Genomic DNA, 15,197 nt, shown 5'->3' on the forward strand with positions numbered 1-15,197 from the left:
TTCTACCACCCGATGCCAGAAGATACAAACCTCAAAGGGATTTTAATTTGGGTGGGGCGGACTCCGGTGGCCTGGCCTGGCTGTCATCCAGCACTTTCACGGCATCCACTTCGAGTAAGTCACCAAACTGCGTGGTGGTAATGATATCTTTATTCACACTGCCAGTGATTTCTACTATCAGTCCGTCGAGGCGATAAGCCTGGGGTAAATGGCGAAGGGTATAGCGTTTATTGTCGGTACTGATAAACGCAAAAAATCCGCCTTCAAAGGTTTTATAAACTATGGTGCCTGTAAACACCGCCGAAGCCGGACTGGTCTTGGGGTCATTGTCTTTATTCACTGGCGAAGACTCCTTACTGTCGGCACAGGCAGTCAGCCCGCATGCCATGACTATGGCTAAGAGTAATGCACGGCAAGTTCCCATTGATCATTCCCTTGTATAATTAACGTGTCAGATAAACAGTATGCAGGGCATCGCCTGAACGGGCAATGAATTACCCGGGAAAGTTTGTGCGTGCGGCTGAGCCTTCAAACATACGGCGTGACATACCAGCTCGGGCATTACCAGGTTTAGGGTAATCAGCTTGCCATTAGTAAGGCCTCTCATGGAAATGGATGGGCTAGCGCACATGTCCTTGTTTGAAGGTTGGCAGTGGTTTAAGGCTGTCTTGTTGCCGTTTTTTAAGACGTAGGTTTTGTCCCTGAGGCTGGCGGAGAATCAGCGCTCTCTGCTGCCTGGTGGGCGCGTATAACTACCCGGTTGCGGCCTTCATTTTTGGCCTGATAAAGCGCGTCATCCACTTCCTTCATTATAGTTTCCGGGTCTGTGCCTGATGTTGGGACAACGCAATATACGCCAATACTGATGGTGTAGTGTATTTGCTCGTCACGGTATATCACCAGATCGGCCGCAACACTTTGACGAATAGACTCAGCGAGATTAACCACTCGACCTTCGGTTTCATTACAGACCAGCAGACAGAATTCTTCACCGCCTACCCGGGCTGGCAGATCGCTGGCGCGCCCACTAACCCGCTGGATCAGTGCCGACAGTGACTGAATCACATGATCGCCGGCCTGATGACCCAGGGAGTCGTTGATCCGTTTGAAGTGATCGATATCCAGCATCATAATGCCAATCAGTGATTGACTGCGTTTAGCGCGCTGAATTTCCTCATTAAACCGTTTATCGAAATAGCGCCGGTTGGCCAGGCCCGTTAACGGATCGGTTAAACTGAGTCGTTCCAGCTCTTTATTCATGATTTGCAGCTTTCGCATCGCCACTTTTAATTCCCGCGTTTGCTCGTTCACCTTCAGCGACAGTTCCTCTTTAATCCGTCGCTCCATCCCGAGCACGCGTTGTTGGGCAGCCATTTCGCTTTCTTTTGCTTTAGCTGCCTCAGTGGACATTTGCAGCGCGATATCCTGGGCTTCGGAGCGCATTTTTCGCTCCCGGTTGATACGTTCTGCAAGGGCCATCGACAGTAATAGCACTTCGATGGTTACGCCAATACTCTGAATGTAATGTAACTCGATAACGTAGGGGGTAAAGCCGTTCAGACCGAGGAGCAGGATCACTGTGCTGGTGATCAGCACAAACCAGGAGAGCGTGAGGTATTTAGCCGATGTATCTCCCTTAAACCACAGGTAAACCGACACGCCTATAGCAAACAGACAATTAATCAGCCCAAAAACATCGATCACGGGAATTAATACGGATGTTGATAGTACTGGCGCCAGTGGGATTATAGCCAGCCACAGGTAGCCTCCCAACTGACTGCTGCGATTTAAAAACGGCCCGCGCTGTTTAAGTTGTAAAAACTGGCGGACAAACATTAAGGCAGCAAAAAAGCTGATGGGAACCAGTATGCGGTATGCGTAGGTCAGTAATGTAGTATAGCCAGTCCATAACCAGGCGATACCGGCCCCGTTCATAATTAATGTGTAAGCAGCCATACTGGCCACATAAAAGAAGTATGCAGCATATGCTCGGTGGCGCACAAAGATAAACAATGACAAATTGTAGCTAAACATGGCAAATAGCACGCCGTAGAATAAGCCGAGGTACCAGTTGCGTTGCAACTGATGAGCTGTAAATTGTTTCTGCTGCCACAATGTCACCGGGAGTAAAGCTTTCTCAGAGGGTAAAATCCGCAGATAAAGGACGGTTGTGGTATCGCTGCGTAACGCCAGTGGAATGGCAAAGGGAAATTCATCAGGTGAATTGGCGGGTATTTGCCAGTCACTAAACTGGCCCGTCGAGAGCAGGGTTTGCGTGGGCTCGCTGTAATGAAACCAGTCGATCGACTTCACCAATGGCCAGTCAATGGTCATAATCCAGTCTGCCGGCCCCTCGGGCATGATTCGCAGCGGAATTTTTATCCAGATGTAAGACTGGCGGGTACCCAGAAACAATGATGAATTAGGGTGAAATTGCCACTCACTCTCAGGCAATGCACGGACCTCATTAATCGACATCTTACTAAAGGCTTCGTAATAATACATGCCTTCGTTTAAATGGGTGTGGTCCAAATCGTTCGGTACCAGGTTAGTGATTTGGGGCTGTGCCGGAACCTGTGGGGAAGCAGTAATTGCACCGGGAAAAAGCATCAGGCAAAACAAAATGATACTAAACAGTGAGCGGGAAAATACCATGTAAAGAGAAGGTCGGTTTACCAACATGATTTAACTATAGCAACGGCTCACTGATTTGCCTCGAATAAGGGGAAATTCCAGGCAATATAAAGCCAGCAATGCTGGCTTTTGAGGAAGCAACCTTAATCTTCAGTATTCAAACATCGCTGAAATAGATTCTTCGTTGCTGATACGACGAATCGTTTCTGCCAGCATTTCTGATAATGTCAGTTGTTTCACTTTACCAATGGCAGCCATGTCAGTACTTAACGGGATACTGTCAGTTACAATAATCTCGTCAATCACGGATTCTTTAAGATTATTTGCTGCATTACCCGAGAAGATAGCGTGAGTAGCATAGGCATAAACCTTACGCGCACCGTGTGCTTTGAGGGCTTCTGCCGCCTTAGCTAAGGTGCCGCCGGTATCAATCATGTCATCCACAATAATACAGTCACGGTCTTTAACGTCACCGATAATATTCATTACCTGAGCAACATTAGCTTTAGGGCGACGCTTATCGATGATAGCAAGGTCGGTATCGTTAAGTAATTTAGCCGTAGCACGAGCCCGAACCACGCCGCCAATATCCGGCGAAACGACAATAGGCTCTACGAAATCGCGCTGAAACATATCGTTCAGCAGGATTGGCGTACCAAATGCGTTGTCTACCGGGACATCGAAGAATCCCTGGATTTGCTCTGCGTGCAGGTCAATTGTCAGTACCCGGTCAACGCCCACGTTTGACAGAAAATCAGCAACCACTTTAGCCGTAATCGGTACACGAGCTGAGCGCACACGGCGGTCCTGACGGGCATAACCAAAGTACGGGATAACCGCAGTGATTCGGCCGGCGGATGCGCGACGCAGTGCGTCGATCATCACGATCAGTTCCATCAGGTTATCATTGGTGGGTGCACAGGTAGACTGGATAATAAAAACGTCCGAACCACGGACGTTTTCATGAATTTCTACTGCGATCTCGCCGTCACTAAAACGGCCGACGGTGGCATTTCCAAGCTTTGTATAGAGGCGATTGGCAACTTTCTGGGCTAGTTCAGGAACAGCGTTACCCGCAAAGAGCTTCATGTCTGGCACAAGTGTTTCCTCGGTGCATTTTAAGTAGGAGGTGGCTGGGGTAGCAGGACTCGAACCTACGGATGGCGGGATCAAAACCCGCTGCCTTACCAACTTGGCTATACCCCATCAATGTTAGTCGTTATGGCTCAGGACATCTGTTGTAATTTTAATTGAAGCGGTGAAGTATTTACGCCTTTGGCAACAAATCCGTGCCAGTTTTCAGGAAGCGCTTGCTGCACTGCCTTTGCCTGATCCGGGTTACTAAATGTAGCAAATACGCACGCGCCTGTGCCTGTCATCCTCGACGGTGCGTAGTGTAACAACCACTGTAATAATTTTGCAACTTCCGGTTGGCTTTTACAGACAATTTTCTGACAATCGTTTTGCGTTGCATCAAAAGTATAATGCTGCCAGTCAATGAGTGGGGTATTACGCGGTAAATCGGGATGCGAAAATACCTCCGCAGTGCTGATGTTTACCCCGGGAAACACCACCAGATACCAGTTTTCATCAAGGCTGACCGGGTGGATCTGTTCGCCCACGCCAGCGGCGAAAGCGGTTTTGCCGTGTACAAATATCGGTACATCTGCGCCCAGTTCCAGGCCCAATTCAGCTAGCGCCTCAGTGGACAGACCACACTGCCAGTAATAATTCAATGCAACCAATGTGGTGGCCGCGTTGGACGAGCCGCCGCCAATACCTCCGCCCATAGGTAATTGTTTTTCAATATAAATGTCGCAGCCTTGTGGAGCGTTAACGTGGTTCTGTAATAACCTGGCTGCACGGTAGATTAAATTATCTTCAGTATTTACCCCGGAAATGGGGGTTATCAGTCGAATGTCACCGGTGTGATTCGGGACAAACGCCAAGGAGTCGCCCACGTCCAGCATCTGAAACAACGTTTGCAAGAGGTGATAACCTTTATCATTGCGCCCTGTAATGTGTAAAAACAGATTCAGTTTGGCCGGACTCGGCCACCAGTCGGGAGTTACTTGAGTATCCATTGCGAAATTCTTATTTTTATCCACTGATCAGGCTGAGCCGTATTGGTCAGTTTTATATTATGTGGCAGGAAAACATCGTCCACCCGCCCGTACTGGGCATAATCGACCTGCCAGCCCGCACACTGACGACAGCCGGGCATGAGCTGTTTGAGCAAACCGTTGTCGTTCAGGGTATATTCGTCGCCTGCGCGAGGCACGCCCTTCACCCAACTGAGTAACTGATCCAGTGGTATGTCCCAGCCGGTGGTCTGATATAGCAGAGCTGTGGCTGATGGGTCAGTATAAACTTCATCATCCGCTTCCAGACGGGCGCCTCCGGCAGTTTGTTCCATATCCACCAGGGTAACCCCCAGAAAGTTACTTAGCCTGAACGTAAATTGCGGATCGCTGACCTGCCAGCGAAGAGTGGCACTAACGGATTTCTCTGGCTCCCTGAGAGCCAGTTTGCCATTTATGTTCCACTTTTTAATGGCATCGAGTTTAAGCAACTGAGCCGGTAAGTTGATCTGGCCCTGAGGAGCCTGTGGTCGTGTGGCACAGGCACTGAGAAGGACTATAAGCAGAACGATGAAAACCTGACGAAACACGGATTAACCTGTAAAATCTATTAAGGTGATAGTTGAACATAGAACTATCGACACTTTCAATCATTTTGGCTTTTTCGTACAATGCCGCTCCATTGTAGCCGTAAACGAACCTCATGACCCTGATTGCCCTCGGAATTAACCACAAAACTGCTCCGGTAGAGTTGCGCGAAAAAGTAGCGTTTACACCGGATTCGCTGGTTGAGGCGTTGTCGTCATTAAAGCACCTTAACGGCGTGGATGAGTCGGTAATTGTTTCCACCTGTAACCGCACCGAAGTCTATGTGTCCAGTGAGACAAGCTGCGCCGACCAACTGATTGAATGGTTGGCTGACTTTCATAATGTCGATGCCAGCCAGCTAAGTGCCAATGCGTACATTTATGAGCAGGCCGCGGCTATTGAACATGTGATGAAGGTGGCCAGTGGCCTGGATTCTCTGGTATTGGGCGAACCGCAGATACTGGGACAAATCAAGCAGGCTTATAATAATGCCAAGCATTCCGGCATGGTGAATACGCAGTTTGATAAGTTATTCCAGCATACTTTCGCCGTGGCGAAGCGGGTGCGAACCGATACCGAAATAGGTGCCAATGCGGTATCTGTGGCTTTTGCGGCAGTACAGTTGGCAAAACATATATTTGCCCGTCTACCAGAGCGCTCAGTACTCTTGGTTGGTGCCGGTGAAACCATCGAACTGGTCGCTCAGCACCTGAAGGAGCAAGGAGTACAAAAACTCGCGGTAGCAAACCGTACCCGGGCCCGAGCCGAAACATTAGCAGCAGGACTTGGCGCTGAGGTGATGACTTTAAGTCAGTTGCCAGAAACCCTGCACAAATTCGATATCGTAATCAGTTCTACTGCCAGTCAGTTGCCGCTCATCGGCAAAGGGATGGTGGAGGATGCGCTCAAACAGCGTCGTAACCTGCCGATGTTTATGGTCGACCTGGCAGTGCCGCGTGATATTGAGGCCCAGGTCAATGAATTAGGTGATGCCTACTTATATACCGTGGATGATTTGCAGCACATCGTGCAACAAAACATGGCCTCCCGTGAGCAGGCGGCCGAAGAAGCTGTTAAAATTATTCAGCAGCAGGTAGTGAGCTATTTACAGTGGCAGCAGTCCCGCCAGACGGTAGATTTGGTTAAACAGTACCGTGACCGTGGCAATCTGCAACGCCAGGAGTTGGTCGACAAAGCCCTTAAGCAATTGCAGGAAGGCAAAGCGGCCGAGGCAGTGGTAGAAGAACTGGCCTACAAGTTAACCAATAACTTATTGCACTCGCCCACCCGCGCGTTGCGGGATGCGTCGACCCAGGTTGATCAGCGCACCACTAAGTGGCTGAGCCGTGTGTTTGAACTGGACAGTGACGAGTCCAGATAATCTGTATTTTATTTCAGGAAAAGTATGAAAGAATCCGTTGTCATTAAGTTGGAAAATCTGGTTGAACGTTTTGCCGAGGTGCAGGCGCTGCTGAGCGATCCCGGTGTAATCGGCGAGCAGGACAAATTTCGCGCCTTATCAAAAGAGTTTAGCCAGTTAGAAGACGTGGTTACGGGTTTTAATGCGTATAAACAGGCTGAAGAAGACTTGGCCTCTGCCGAAGAAATGATGGGCGAAGATGACGCAGAAATGCGTGAAATGGCCCAGGAAGAAATGAAAACGGCCAAGCAGGAAACAGAACGTCTGGAAGCAGAGTTGCAAATTCTGTTATTACCCCGCGACCCGAATGACGACCGTAACTGCTTTTTGGAAATCCGTGCCGGTGCAGGTGGTGACGAAGCGGCCATATTTGCCGGCGACCTGTTTCGTATGTACAGCCGCTACGCAGAGGCGAAGGGCTGGCGCCTGGAGATGATCAGCGCTAACGAAGGTGAGCATGGTGGCTTTAAAGAAGTCATCGCCAACGTAACCGGCGATGGCGCTTACGGCGTACTTAAGTTTGAATCGGGCGGGCACCGGGTGCAGCGCGTGCCGGAAACTGAATCCCAGGGTCGGGTGCATACCTCGGCGTGTACGGTAGCGGTATTGCCGGAAATCCCGGAATCCGAAGCCATCGAAATTAATCCTGCCGACCTGCGTATCGATACATTCCGGGCCTCTGGCGCTGGTGGTCAGCACGTGAACAAAACCGATTCAGCCATTCGGATTACCCACTTACCCTCAGGCGTAGTGGTCGAGTGTCAGGATGAGCGTTCGCAGCATAAAAACCGAGCCAAAGCGATGTCTGTATTGTCAGCTCGCTTAAATCAGATCGAAGAAGACAAACGGGCGGCTGAAGAAGCTTCAACCCGTCGTAATCTGGTAGGAAGTGGTGACCGTTCTGAGCGCATCCGCACCTATAACTTTCCGCAGGGGAGGGTAACAGACCATCGGATCAATCTTACGCTGTACCGCCTCGACGAAGTGATTGAAGGTAACCTCGGCCTGTTGCTTGAACCTATCCGTCAGGAGCATCAGGCCGATCTGCTGGCCTCTCTGGCCGACGACTAATTGTGGATTGCGAGGATACCGGTCCTGTCACTATTGCCCGGGCGCTGGCCTGGGCGACAGCTGAACTGCATAAAGGCGAGTCTCCGGCAGTCGATAGCAGGGTGCTGCTTTGCGCGGTGCTGGATTGTCAGCGCACGTATTTGTTTACCTGGCCTGATAAAGTCCTGACCGCTGCCCAGCAAATTCGTTTTAAAAACCTTGTAGCCAAACGTTGTGAGGGATATCCGGTGGCCTATCTTACCGGTACCCGTGATTTCTGGTCACTGACCCTCAGGGTCAATGAAACAACACTCATCCCAAGGCCGGAAACGGAGTTGCTGGTTGAAACCGCGCTGGCGCTTGATTTATCTGAATCAGCCAGCGTCTGCGATCTTGGCACCGGTACCGGCGCGATTGCTCTGGCCTTAAAAACGGAAAAGCCCGCCTGGCATATTACGGGGGTTGATCGCATCGCCGAAGCCCTTGAACTGGCGTCGACAAACGCCCGGCTGAACGGTGAGCTTAAGGTAAACTGGCTGCTTAGCCATTGGTTTGATGATATTGCTGCAGACCGCCGGTTTGACCTGATCATAACCAATCCTCCGTATGTAGAATCCGACAGTGAGTATTTGCAACAAGGCGATGTGCGCTTTGAACCGGTTTCCGCTTTGACTGCCGGAACGGACGGACTGGCAGATATCCGGACTATTATCCACCAGGCACCTGATTTTTTAACGCCAGGTGGTTGGTTGTCAATAGAACATGGGTATACTCAGCATGAGTCGATAAACGTGCTTTTCAAGGAAAGAGGATTTAGTGCTTGCCGGGGGATTGACGATCTTAACGGATTGCCAAGAGTCACCCTCGCTCAGTGGCAAAAATCCTAGCTTGTACATAAGCTTAAGGGAAATGAAATGCTCAGACAGGATGGAAATGCAGAATGAACGATGACGAGTTTTTATTTGTCGCTGACGATGACGAACCTGAATCGGCAGAGGTGGGTTACTGGAAAGTCTTAATCGTTGACGATGAACCCGAAGTCCACGCCATTACGAAGCTGGCACTAAACGATTTTACGTTAAATGGCCGAGCTTTAACTTTTATGAGCGCCTTTGACGGCGAAGAAGCTAAACGTGTTCTTCGCGAACACAGTGATATTGCTGTTGTGTTGCTCGATGTGGTGATGGAGTCTGATGACGCGGGTCTTAAAGTCGCCGAGTTTATTCGTAATGATTTGGAAAACCATTTCACGCGCATCATTCTGCGCACCGGTCAGCCTGGTCAGGCGCCGGAAAAAGATGTCATCATTAACTACGACATCAATGATTATAAGTCCAAAACAGAGCTTACCGCGCAAAAATTATTTACCGTCATTATCGCAGCGTTGCGCTCGTACCGTGACATTATCGTGATTGAAGAGGCCCGTGCAGGCCTTGAGAAAATCATCGATGCATCTGCGGATTTATTTTCATCACGTTCTTTGGAAGGCTTTATGCGCGGGCTTATCCAGCAACTGGCTTCTATTCTGGGGGGCGGTAAAAACGCAGCATACATTACCTCCGCCGTGGCACTGCCGAAACCGGTCAGCCAGGCTGGTGAACTGTACATTTTTGCCGGTAACGGCGAGTATGCCGGTAAAGAAGGCTATCGCCTGAAAGACTCTCTGAACGAATTTGAATATCAGCTGTGTCAGGCTGCACTTCGTAAACAACAGGTAGTCTATGCAGAGGAGCATCTGGTGGCTTATTGCCGCAGTGATAAAAATCATGGCTCGCTGCTGTTTCTAACCGGCTTACCCCGTCCCGTCAACGATATCGACCAACGACTGGTGCAGAAATTTACCGAAAATGTGCAACTGGCGTTTGATCACCTGCTCGACAGCGCTGAACTCAATGAGACACATTATGAGATTGTGCAGCGGTTGGGTGACGCCATGGATAACCGCGAAACCGACGAGTTTCATGCCAAGCGTTTAAACGAGATGAGTGAGTTGTTTGCCCGGCTGGCAGGAATGCCCGCGGCAGAAATCCAACAATACCTGACCGCGCTGCCGCTGCATAATGTGGGAAATTCCTTTGTACCTTATTCATTATTGAATAAAGACGTATCGTTAACCGATGAGGAGTATCATCAGATACAGCAGCATGCAGAATTTGGTTATCGGATCTTTAAAGACTCCAAGCGGCCGGTGATCCGTTTGGCTGCGCAACTGGCCCGTCACCATCATGAAAGGTGGGATGGCAAGGGTTATCCTGACGGTTTGGCAGGTAATGACATAAGCTTACAAAGCCGCATGCTGGCTATTCTGGATGCCTATGATGCGTTGCGTAATAAACGCAGTTATAAGCCTGCCTGGCCGCTGGAAAAAACGATGGAAACCCTGAAAAGCGCAGCAGGCAAACAATTTGACCCGGCGTTAACTGATCTGTTTTTAAGGCATATCGACAGGTTCGAGGCGATTCAGAGTAATTACGCCGGTTAACCGGTAATAACAACAATAAATCAAGGAGTGCTAGTTCTATGTACATGATGGCTAAACACCTGCACCTGACGGCAGTGGTTCTGAGTATTTTGCTATTTGTTTTCCGCTTTTTATATGGCCAGATGAAGCCAGAATTTCTGCAAAAAAAGTGGGTTAAAATCGTCCCCCACATTATTGATACTGTTTTATTGGTTAGTGCCATATGGTTATGCGTCATTCTCGCTCAGTATCCCTTTGTCAATGGGTGGCTAACCTTTAAGGTCATTGGGGTGATTGCTTATATTGGCCTGGGCATGATGGCTCTGAAGCGGGCTAAAACGCCATCAGCCAAGTGGGGCGCATTTTTAGCTGCGCTTATCGTACTGGGCTTAACCGCCAAAGTCGCGGTCACCAAACAGGTGTTTTTCTTATAACCGGAAATTGTTTATGACTAAAATTAATCAGGTAAGCGTGGCGGATATCACGGTTGCCAACGATAAGCCTTTTGTTCTGTTTGGCGGAATGAATGTGCTGGAATCAAGGGATCTGGCCATGCAGATTGCTGAACACTATGTGGAAGTTTGCAGTAAACTGAATATTCCCTACGTGTTTAAGGCGTCTTTTGACAAGGCTAACCGCTCGTCGGTACATTCATATCGTGGTCCTGGTATGGACGAAGGTTTGAAGATTTTTGAAGAAATTAAAGCGACATACAATGTGCCCATTATTACCGATGTGCATGAACCTTATCAGGCTGCCCCGGTGGCCGAGGTGGTGGATGTGATCCAACTTCCGGCGTTTCTGGCCCGGCAGACTGATCTGGTGGTTGCCATGGCAGAGACCGGCGCCGTCATTAATGTCAAGAAGCCGCAGTTTCTGGCACCCCACGAAATGCGCCATATAATTAAAAAATTTGGCGAAGCCGGCAACGACAACATTATCCTCTGCGAGCGTGGCAGCTGCTTTGGTTACAACAACCTGGTTGTTGATATGCTGGGCATGGATGCAATGAAAGACTATGCACCGGTTATATTTGATGCGACTCATGCGTTGCAGAAACCCGGTGGCAGGGAATCATCGGCCGATGGCAGACGTGCTCAGGCTGCGCAATTAGCGCGCAGTGGTATGGCGCTGGGTCTTGCCGGACTGTTTATTGAAGCGCACCCGAACCCGGATGAAGCCAAGTGTGATGGTCCATGTGCATTGCCATTATCAAAATTAGAGGGATATCTGGAACAAATGAAAGCGGTGGATGATCTGGTTAAACAGTTTGCGCCGTTAGATACCAGTGCTCAGTAACGACTAACAGATAAGAGAAGACCTGAAATGCTGTGCTGTGTAGCTCAGCACAGCATTTGCCAGGTGTGAAGGCCAGGTATTACTCGGTACGAGTGGTTGCTTCCTGACTGGACATCAGATTACTCTTGCGGGCGATGAGCATAGAGCCATTATTTTCTGAGTGTTGTTGCAGGGTTTCGTTAACCTGGTTGATAATACTTGACTGAATGTTAAGAACCGGTTGATCGATGCTGATTTCAACTGAAACCATGGCAGTGTTAACAGGCTGTAATTGGGACGCCTGCAGTTCATTTGCTAAAGTGGAGACTGACCAGCCCATAGTGGCCAGCATGAAGACTGCTGTAAGTTGTTTTTTCATATTCACACCTAAATAAATTAATAAAGTTGTTTGTAGTAAAAATGTTAAAAATTAACATTTTTACTTTTTGATAACCTTCTGCGTTGAAAGAAGATTTTTCAAATTTCGAGTGAATAATAGACAGTTTTAGCAGTCCTGAAAAATGAAAAAAATTACCCTATTTGGATTAGAAAAACTTATGCTCTTTTTATTGTCCAGTCATCCTGGTTGTAGTGCCTGATGCAGCGTCGTTTACCTCCCCTGAATGCCCTCAAGGCCTTTGAAGCCGCGGCACGTCATCTGAGTTTTACCCGGGCGGCCGACGAATTGTTTGTTACCCAGGCGGCGGTGAGCCATCAAATTAAGGCATTAGAAGATTTCTTATCGCTGAAATTGTTCATCCGGCGTAATCGAACCCTGTTGCTCACCGAAGAAGGGCAGGCGTATTTTTTGGAATTGAAAGACATTTTTAAAAACCTCCAGGATGCCACCGAACGCCTGCTGGCCAGAGGAAGCAAGGGCGCAATCACTGTTGCTACACCGCCGAGTTTTGCCAGTCAGTGGCTAGTACCCAGAATCAGTCAGTTCAGCCAGTTGTTTCCGGATATTGATGTGCGTCTTAAGGCTATCGATTTCGACGAAGGCTTTCTGACCGATGATATTGATGTTGCAATTTACTACGGGCGCGGGCGCTGGAATGGCATTCAGGCTGATAAACTGCACACCGAATTTTTAACACCACTTTGCTCGCCCAGCTTGTTTCAGGGGAGTAAACCGTTGAAAACACTTTCGGATCTGAAGCACCATGTGCTGTTGCATGATTCCAGTCGTGCTATCTGGAAAATGTGGTTGCAGCATTTCAAGGTGGCCGGGGTTAACGTTAATCAGGGGCCGGTTTTCAGCCATTCCATGATGGTTATGCAGGCCGCCGCATTGGGGCAGGGCATTGCCCTTGGCAATTCGGTGCTGGCGAAGCCTGAACTCGACGCGGGTCGATTGATAATGCCTTTTGAGGAGAAACTGGAAAGTCGCGACGCCTATTATCTGGTGTATCATGAAGGGCAGGGCGATATGGGTAAGATTGCTGCGTTTCGTGAGTGGGTAGTAAATTTAGTTAAAGAGGAACAAGCGTTTGTCTGAGTGGTATGTGGATACGCCGGTTAAACCGATAGCCAACCTGGTTTTAGCTCATGGAGCTGGTGCGGGGGCCGATTCGGCGTTTATGGTCGACATGGCTGCGCAACTGGCGGCACGTAATATTAATGTGCTGCGCTTTAATTTTCCGTATATGGAAATCATTAAAGATACCGGCAAGAAGCGGCCGCCGGATAAAATGCCTAAGCTGGAAGACTGTTTTAAGGCTGTTATAGAAGATGTGCAAACTCAGTGGCCGGCTTTGCCATTGTTTATTGGGGGCAAAAGTATGGGCGGCCGGGTGGCTACGCTGATCCTTGAACAATCCAAAGCCCTGGGCGCTGTGGCCCTTGGCTATCCTTTTCACCCGCCGGGCAAGCCAGAAAAACTCCGCACAGCACATCTGACGCAATTACACAAACCGTTACTCATTATACAGGGCGAACGTGACACCTTTGGCCGTCAAGAAGAGGTTGAGAACTATGGTTTGTCCTCCGCAGTACAAACTGCCTTTCTGGCGGATGGCGACCACAGCTTTAAGCCGCGCAAAGCCAGTGGTTACAGTCAAAACGAACATATTGAAACGGCGGCGAAGCTGACGCTGCAGTTTATTGAGGCTGTTGTATGAGAATGCACTTATTAATTGGCACACTGTTGGCTCTGTTGGGCGTTATGCTTGGTGCGTTTGGTGCCCATGGCCTGAAAAACATTCTTGATACCAGTGCGTTGACGACCTTTGAAGTGGCCGTGCGTTATCAGATGTACCATGCCCTGGCGGTTTTGTTGTTGGGTGGCCTGGGCGCTCAGGCAAGCTTGCTATGGCGAAAACGTGCTGCATGGATGTTCATTATTGGCAGTGTTTTGTTCAGTGGCAGTATTTACCTGTTGGTGCTAACCGGGCAAAAATGGCTGGGGCCGGTAACCCCTCTGGGAGGACTGTGCTTGATGCTTGGTTGGGTAGCATTGGTGACCGGAGTGATAAAAGGCGCTAAAGGTAGCCGGGAGGATGACCGGTAATGAATGATGCACAAAACAGTATCATCGCATATTGCCGTCCAGGTTATGAAGTCGACACCGGTAATGAGCTAAGCGAACGGGCAACACAAAAAGCGCTTTATGGTTATCCGGTGTTTAAAGTCGGTGAGGGGTTTATTCGCTTTCAGTTTCATGCGCCGGAACACGCCGAGCAATTTATGAGTGAAGTGGCGGTCAGTGATACCATCTTTCCCCGCCAGATGTTTTTAGTGCTGGCCAGTATAGCCATCGAAGACAAATCCGATCGTATCGGACCGATGTTACACGCCTTAGCGCAAAGCAATATCAGCCGCTGCGGCAGCTTGTTTGTGGACTACCCGGATACCGAAGATGGCAAAGTCCTGGCTAAATTATGCCGCAAGTTTGCAGTGCCCTTGCGCCAGGCGTTACGCGCCAAAGAGTACCTAACCCGCAAGGAACAACTTAATCTGCCGGCACTGCATGTCTTTTTTACCTCTGGCGAAGCCTGTTTCGTAGGTGTGAGTCAGGCAAAAATGCGCAGTCCTTTTGAGAACGGTATTTGCCGTTTGAAGTTTCCCGCCAAAGCGCCAAGCCGTTCTACCCTTAAGCTGGAAGAGGCGTTGTTAACCATGCTCACCGCCCGTCAGCGTGAGGCAATTTGCCGTCCTGGTGCGAGGGCGGTTGACCTTGGGGCCTGCCCCGGCGGCTGGACTTATCAACTGGTGAGCCGTGATATGCACGTCGAAGCGGTGGATAATGGTAAAATGGCAGATGACCTGATGGCCACTGGTCTGGTAGACTATCGCGCCGAAGACGGTTTTAAGTATCGTCCGCAGATGGGCCATGTAGAATTGCTGGTCTGCGATATGATTGAAAAACCCGACAGGGTGGCGGCGCTGATGGCGAACTGGTTAACCCGAAATTGGGCAACCCACGCAATTTTTAATTTAAAATTGCCAATGAAACGTCGCTATGAGACCGTACGCGCCGCAATAGAAGCGGTGGGATCACAATTAGCGTCAGCGAATATTAATACAACCATGGTTATTCGTCATCTCTATCACAACCGGGATGAAGTCACGGTTGCCGTGACCCGCGAAATTTGATTTATATTTTATTTAAAACAGTAAGTTAGGTGAAAATGGCCGAGTTTTCGCTGGATAAGTTTTAGTCTTTTTTCATAAAGGACTATAAATC

General features: G+C 49.3%; 16 protein-coding genes and 1 tRNA gene. 10 read left to right on the plus strand and 7 right to left on the minus strand.

The window, feature by feature from the left end:
- Positions 1 to 31: 31 nt before the first annotated feature.
- The 6 genes from AC2T0J_RS15600 to lolB all read right to left on the minus strand — a co-directional run bounded on the left by AC2T0J_RS15600 (position 32) and on the right by lolB (position 5,305).
- A complete protein-coding gene (locus AC2T0J_RS15600) occupies positions 32 to 424 on the minus strand; it encodes a hypothetical protein (protein WP_489806696.1) in 393 nt (130 codons plus the stop codon).
- 257 nt (positions 425 to 681) lie between these two features.
- Positions 682 to 2,682 carry a sensor domain-containing diguanylate cyclase gene (locus AC2T0J_RS15605; RefSeq protein WP_489806697.1) on the minus strand — a complete coding sequence of 667 codons (2,001 nt, stop codon included), beginning with the start codon at positions 2,680 to 2,682 and terminating at the stop codon, positions 682 to 684.
- 102 nt (positions 2,683 to 2,784) lie between these two features.
- Positions 2,785 to 3,732 carry a ribose-phosphate pyrophosphokinase gene (locus tag AC2T0J_RS15610; RefSeq protein ID WP_123326992.1) on the minus strand — a complete coding sequence of 316 codons (948 nt, stop codon included), beginning with the start codon at positions 3,730 to 3,732 and terminating at the stop codon, positions 2,785 to 2,787.
- 32 nt (positions 3,733 to 3,764) lie between these two features.
- Positions 3,765 to 3,840: transfer RNA gene (locus AC2T0J_RS15615), tRNA-Gln, on the minus strand.
- A gap of 20 nt (positions 3,841 to 3,860) precedes the next feature.
- Complete coding sequence (ispE, locus tag AC2T0J_RS15620) at positions 3,861 to 4,718, minus strand: 4-(cytidine 5'-diphospho)-2-C-methyl-D-erythritol kinase (protein ID WP_489806698.1); 858 nt, start codon at positions 4,716 to 4,718, stop codon at positions 3,861 to 3,863.
- Positions 4,703 to 5,305: a lipoprotein insertase outer membrane protein LolB gene (lolB, locus tag AC2T0J_RS15625; RefSeq protein WP_489806699.1), complete on the minus strand. Its 603-nt coding sequence runs from the start codon at positions 5,303 to 5,305 to the stop codon at positions 4,703 to 4,705. Before lolB ends, ispE begins: the two co-directional genes overlap by 16 nt.
- Positions 5,306 to 5,418: 113 nt before the next feature.
- Between lolB and hemA the strand changes: the two genes are divergently transcribed.
- From hemA to kdsA, 6 genes are read left to right on the plus strand one after another with little or no spacing between them, the layout of a single operon-like run.
- Positions 5,419 to 6,684 (plus strand): glutamyl-tRNA reductase, encoded by a 1,266-nt coding sequence (gene hemA, locus AC2T0J_RS15630; RefSeq protein ID WP_489806700.1) that lies wholly within the window; start codon positions 5,419 to 5,421, stop codon positions 6,682 to 6,684.
- A gap of 24 nt (positions 6,685 to 6,708) precedes the next feature.
- Positions 6,709 to 7,794, plus strand: coding sequence for a peptide chain release factor 1 (gene prfA, locus AC2T0J_RS15635; protein WP_489806701.1), 1,086 nt, complete (start codon positions 6,709 to 6,711; stop codon positions 7,792 to 7,794).
- A 2-nt stretch (positions 7,795 to 7,796) separates the two neighbouring features.
- Positions 7,797 to 8,660, plus strand: a complete 864-nt coding sequence (prmC, locus tag AC2T0J_RS15640) for a peptide chain release factor N(5)-glutamine methyltransferase (protein ID WP_489806702.1) — start codon at positions 7,797 to 7,799, stop codon at positions 8,658 to 8,660.
- 53 nt (positions 8,661 to 8,713) lie between these two features.
- Positions 8,714 to 10,255: a DUF3369 domain-containing protein gene (locus AC2T0J_RS15645; protein WP_489806703.1), complete on the plus strand. Its 1,542-nt coding sequence runs from the start codon at positions 8,714 to 8,716 to the stop codon at positions 10,253 to 10,255.
- Positions 10,256 to 10,293: 38 nt separating this feature from the next.
- Positions 10,294 to 10,668, plus strand: coding sequence for a SirB2 family protein (locus AC2T0J_RS15650; protein WP_489806704.1), 375 nt, complete (start codon positions 10,294 to 10,296; stop codon positions 10,666 to 10,668).
- A 13-nt stretch (positions 10,669 to 10,681) separates the two neighbouring features.
- Positions 10,682 to 11,533, plus strand: a complete 852-nt coding sequence (gene kdsA, locus AC2T0J_RS15655) for a 3-deoxy-8-phosphooctulonate synthase (RefSeq protein WP_489806705.1) — start codon at positions 10,682 to 10,684, stop codon at positions 11,531 to 11,533.
- A gap of 79 nt (positions 11,534 to 11,612) precedes the next feature.
- On the opposite strand, the gene AC2T0J_RS15660 is transcribed toward kdsA, so the two are convergent.
- Positions 11,613 to 11,891 (minus strand): hypothetical protein, encoded by a 279-nt coding sequence (locus AC2T0J_RS15660; protein ID WP_489806706.1) that lies wholly within the window; start codon positions 11,889 to 11,891, stop codon positions 11,613 to 11,615.
- Positions 11,892 to 12,110: 219 nt separating this feature from the next.
- On the opposite strand from AC2T0J_RS15660, the gene AC2T0J_RS15665 reads away from it, so the two are divergent.
- The 4 genes from AC2T0J_RS15665 to rlmM are packed head-to-tail and all read left to right on the plus strand — an operon-like array spanning position 12,111 to position 15,106.
- A complete protein-coding gene (locus tag AC2T0J_RS15665; RefSeq protein ID WP_105935502.1) occupies positions 12,111 to 13,010 on the plus strand; it encodes a transcriptional regulator GcvA in 900 nt (299 codons plus the stop codon).
- Positions 13,003 to 13,632, plus strand: a complete 630-nt coding sequence (locus AC2T0J_RS15670) for an alpha/beta family hydrolase (RefSeq protein WP_489806707.1) — start codon at positions 13,003 to 13,005, stop codon at positions 13,630 to 13,632. The genes AC2T0J_RS15665 and AC2T0J_RS15670 overlap by 8 nt, the downstream gene beginning before the upstream one ends.
- Complete coding sequence (locus AC2T0J_RS15675) at positions 13,629 to 14,021, plus strand: DUF423 domain-containing protein (RefSeq protein ID WP_489806708.1); 393 nt, start codon at positions 13,629 to 13,631, stop codon at positions 14,019 to 14,021. The genes AC2T0J_RS15670 and AC2T0J_RS15675 overlap by 4 nt, the downstream gene beginning before the upstream one ends.
- Positions 14,021 to 15,106, plus strand: a complete 1,086-nt coding sequence (gene rlmM / locus AC2T0J_RS15680) for a 23S rRNA (cytidine(2498)-2'-O)-methyltransferase RlmM (protein ID WP_489806709.1) — start codon at positions 14,021 to 14,023, stop codon at positions 15,104 to 15,106. The genes AC2T0J_RS15675 and rlmM overlap by 1 nt, the downstream gene beginning before the upstream one ends.
- The last annotated feature ends 91 nt before the right edge of the window (positions 15,107 to 15,197 follow it).

This window comes from Alteromonas sp. ISO5 (assembly GCF_058105165.1).

Coding starts and splice junctions, on each gene's coding strand:
- AC2T0J_RS15600 (WP_489806696.1), bottom strand. CDS start 424: ATGGGAACTTGCCGTGCATTACTCTTAGCCATAGTCATGGCATGCGGG.
- AC2T0J_RS15605 (WP_489806697.1), bottom strand. CDS start 2,682: ATGTTGGTAAACCGACCTTCTCTTTACATGGTATTTTCCCGCTCACTG.
- ispE (WP_489806698.1), bottom strand. CDS start 4,718: ATGGATACTCAAGTAACTCCCGACTGGTGGCCGAGTCCGGCCAAACTG.
- hemA (WP_489806700.1), top strand. CDS start 5,419: ATGACCCTGATTGCCCTCGGAATTAACCACAAAACTGCTCCGGTAGAG.
- prfA (WP_489806701.1), top strand. CDS start 6,709: ATGAAAGAATCCGTTGTCATTAAGTTGGAAAATCTGGTTGAACGTTTT.
- AC2T0J_RS15645 (WP_489806703.1), top strand. CDS start 8,714: ATGAACGATGACGAGTTTTTATTTGTCGCTGACGATGACGAACCTGAA.
- AC2T0J_RS15650 (WP_489806704.1), top strand. CDS start 10,294: ATGTACATGATGGCTAAACACCTGCACCTGACGGCAGTGGTTCTGAGT.
- kdsA (WP_489806705.1), top strand. CDS start 10,682: ATGACTAAAATTAATCAGGTAAGCGTGGCGGATATCACGGTTGCCAAC.
- AC2T0J_RS15660 (WP_489806706.1), bottom strand. CDS start 11,891: ATGAAAAAACAACTTACAGCAGTCTTCATGCTGGCCACTATGGGCTGG.
- AC2T0J_RS15665 (WP_105935502.1), top strand. CDS start 12,111: ATGCAGCGTCGTTTACCTCCCCTGAATGCCCTCAAGGCCTTTGAAGCC.
- AC2T0J_RS15675 (WP_489806708.1), top strand. CDS start 13,629: ATGAGAATGCACTTATTAATTGGCACACTGTTGGCTCTGTTGGGCGTT.
- rlmM (WP_489806709.1), top strand. CDS start 14,021: ATGAATGATGCACAAAACAGTATCATCGCATATTGCCGTCCAGGTTAT.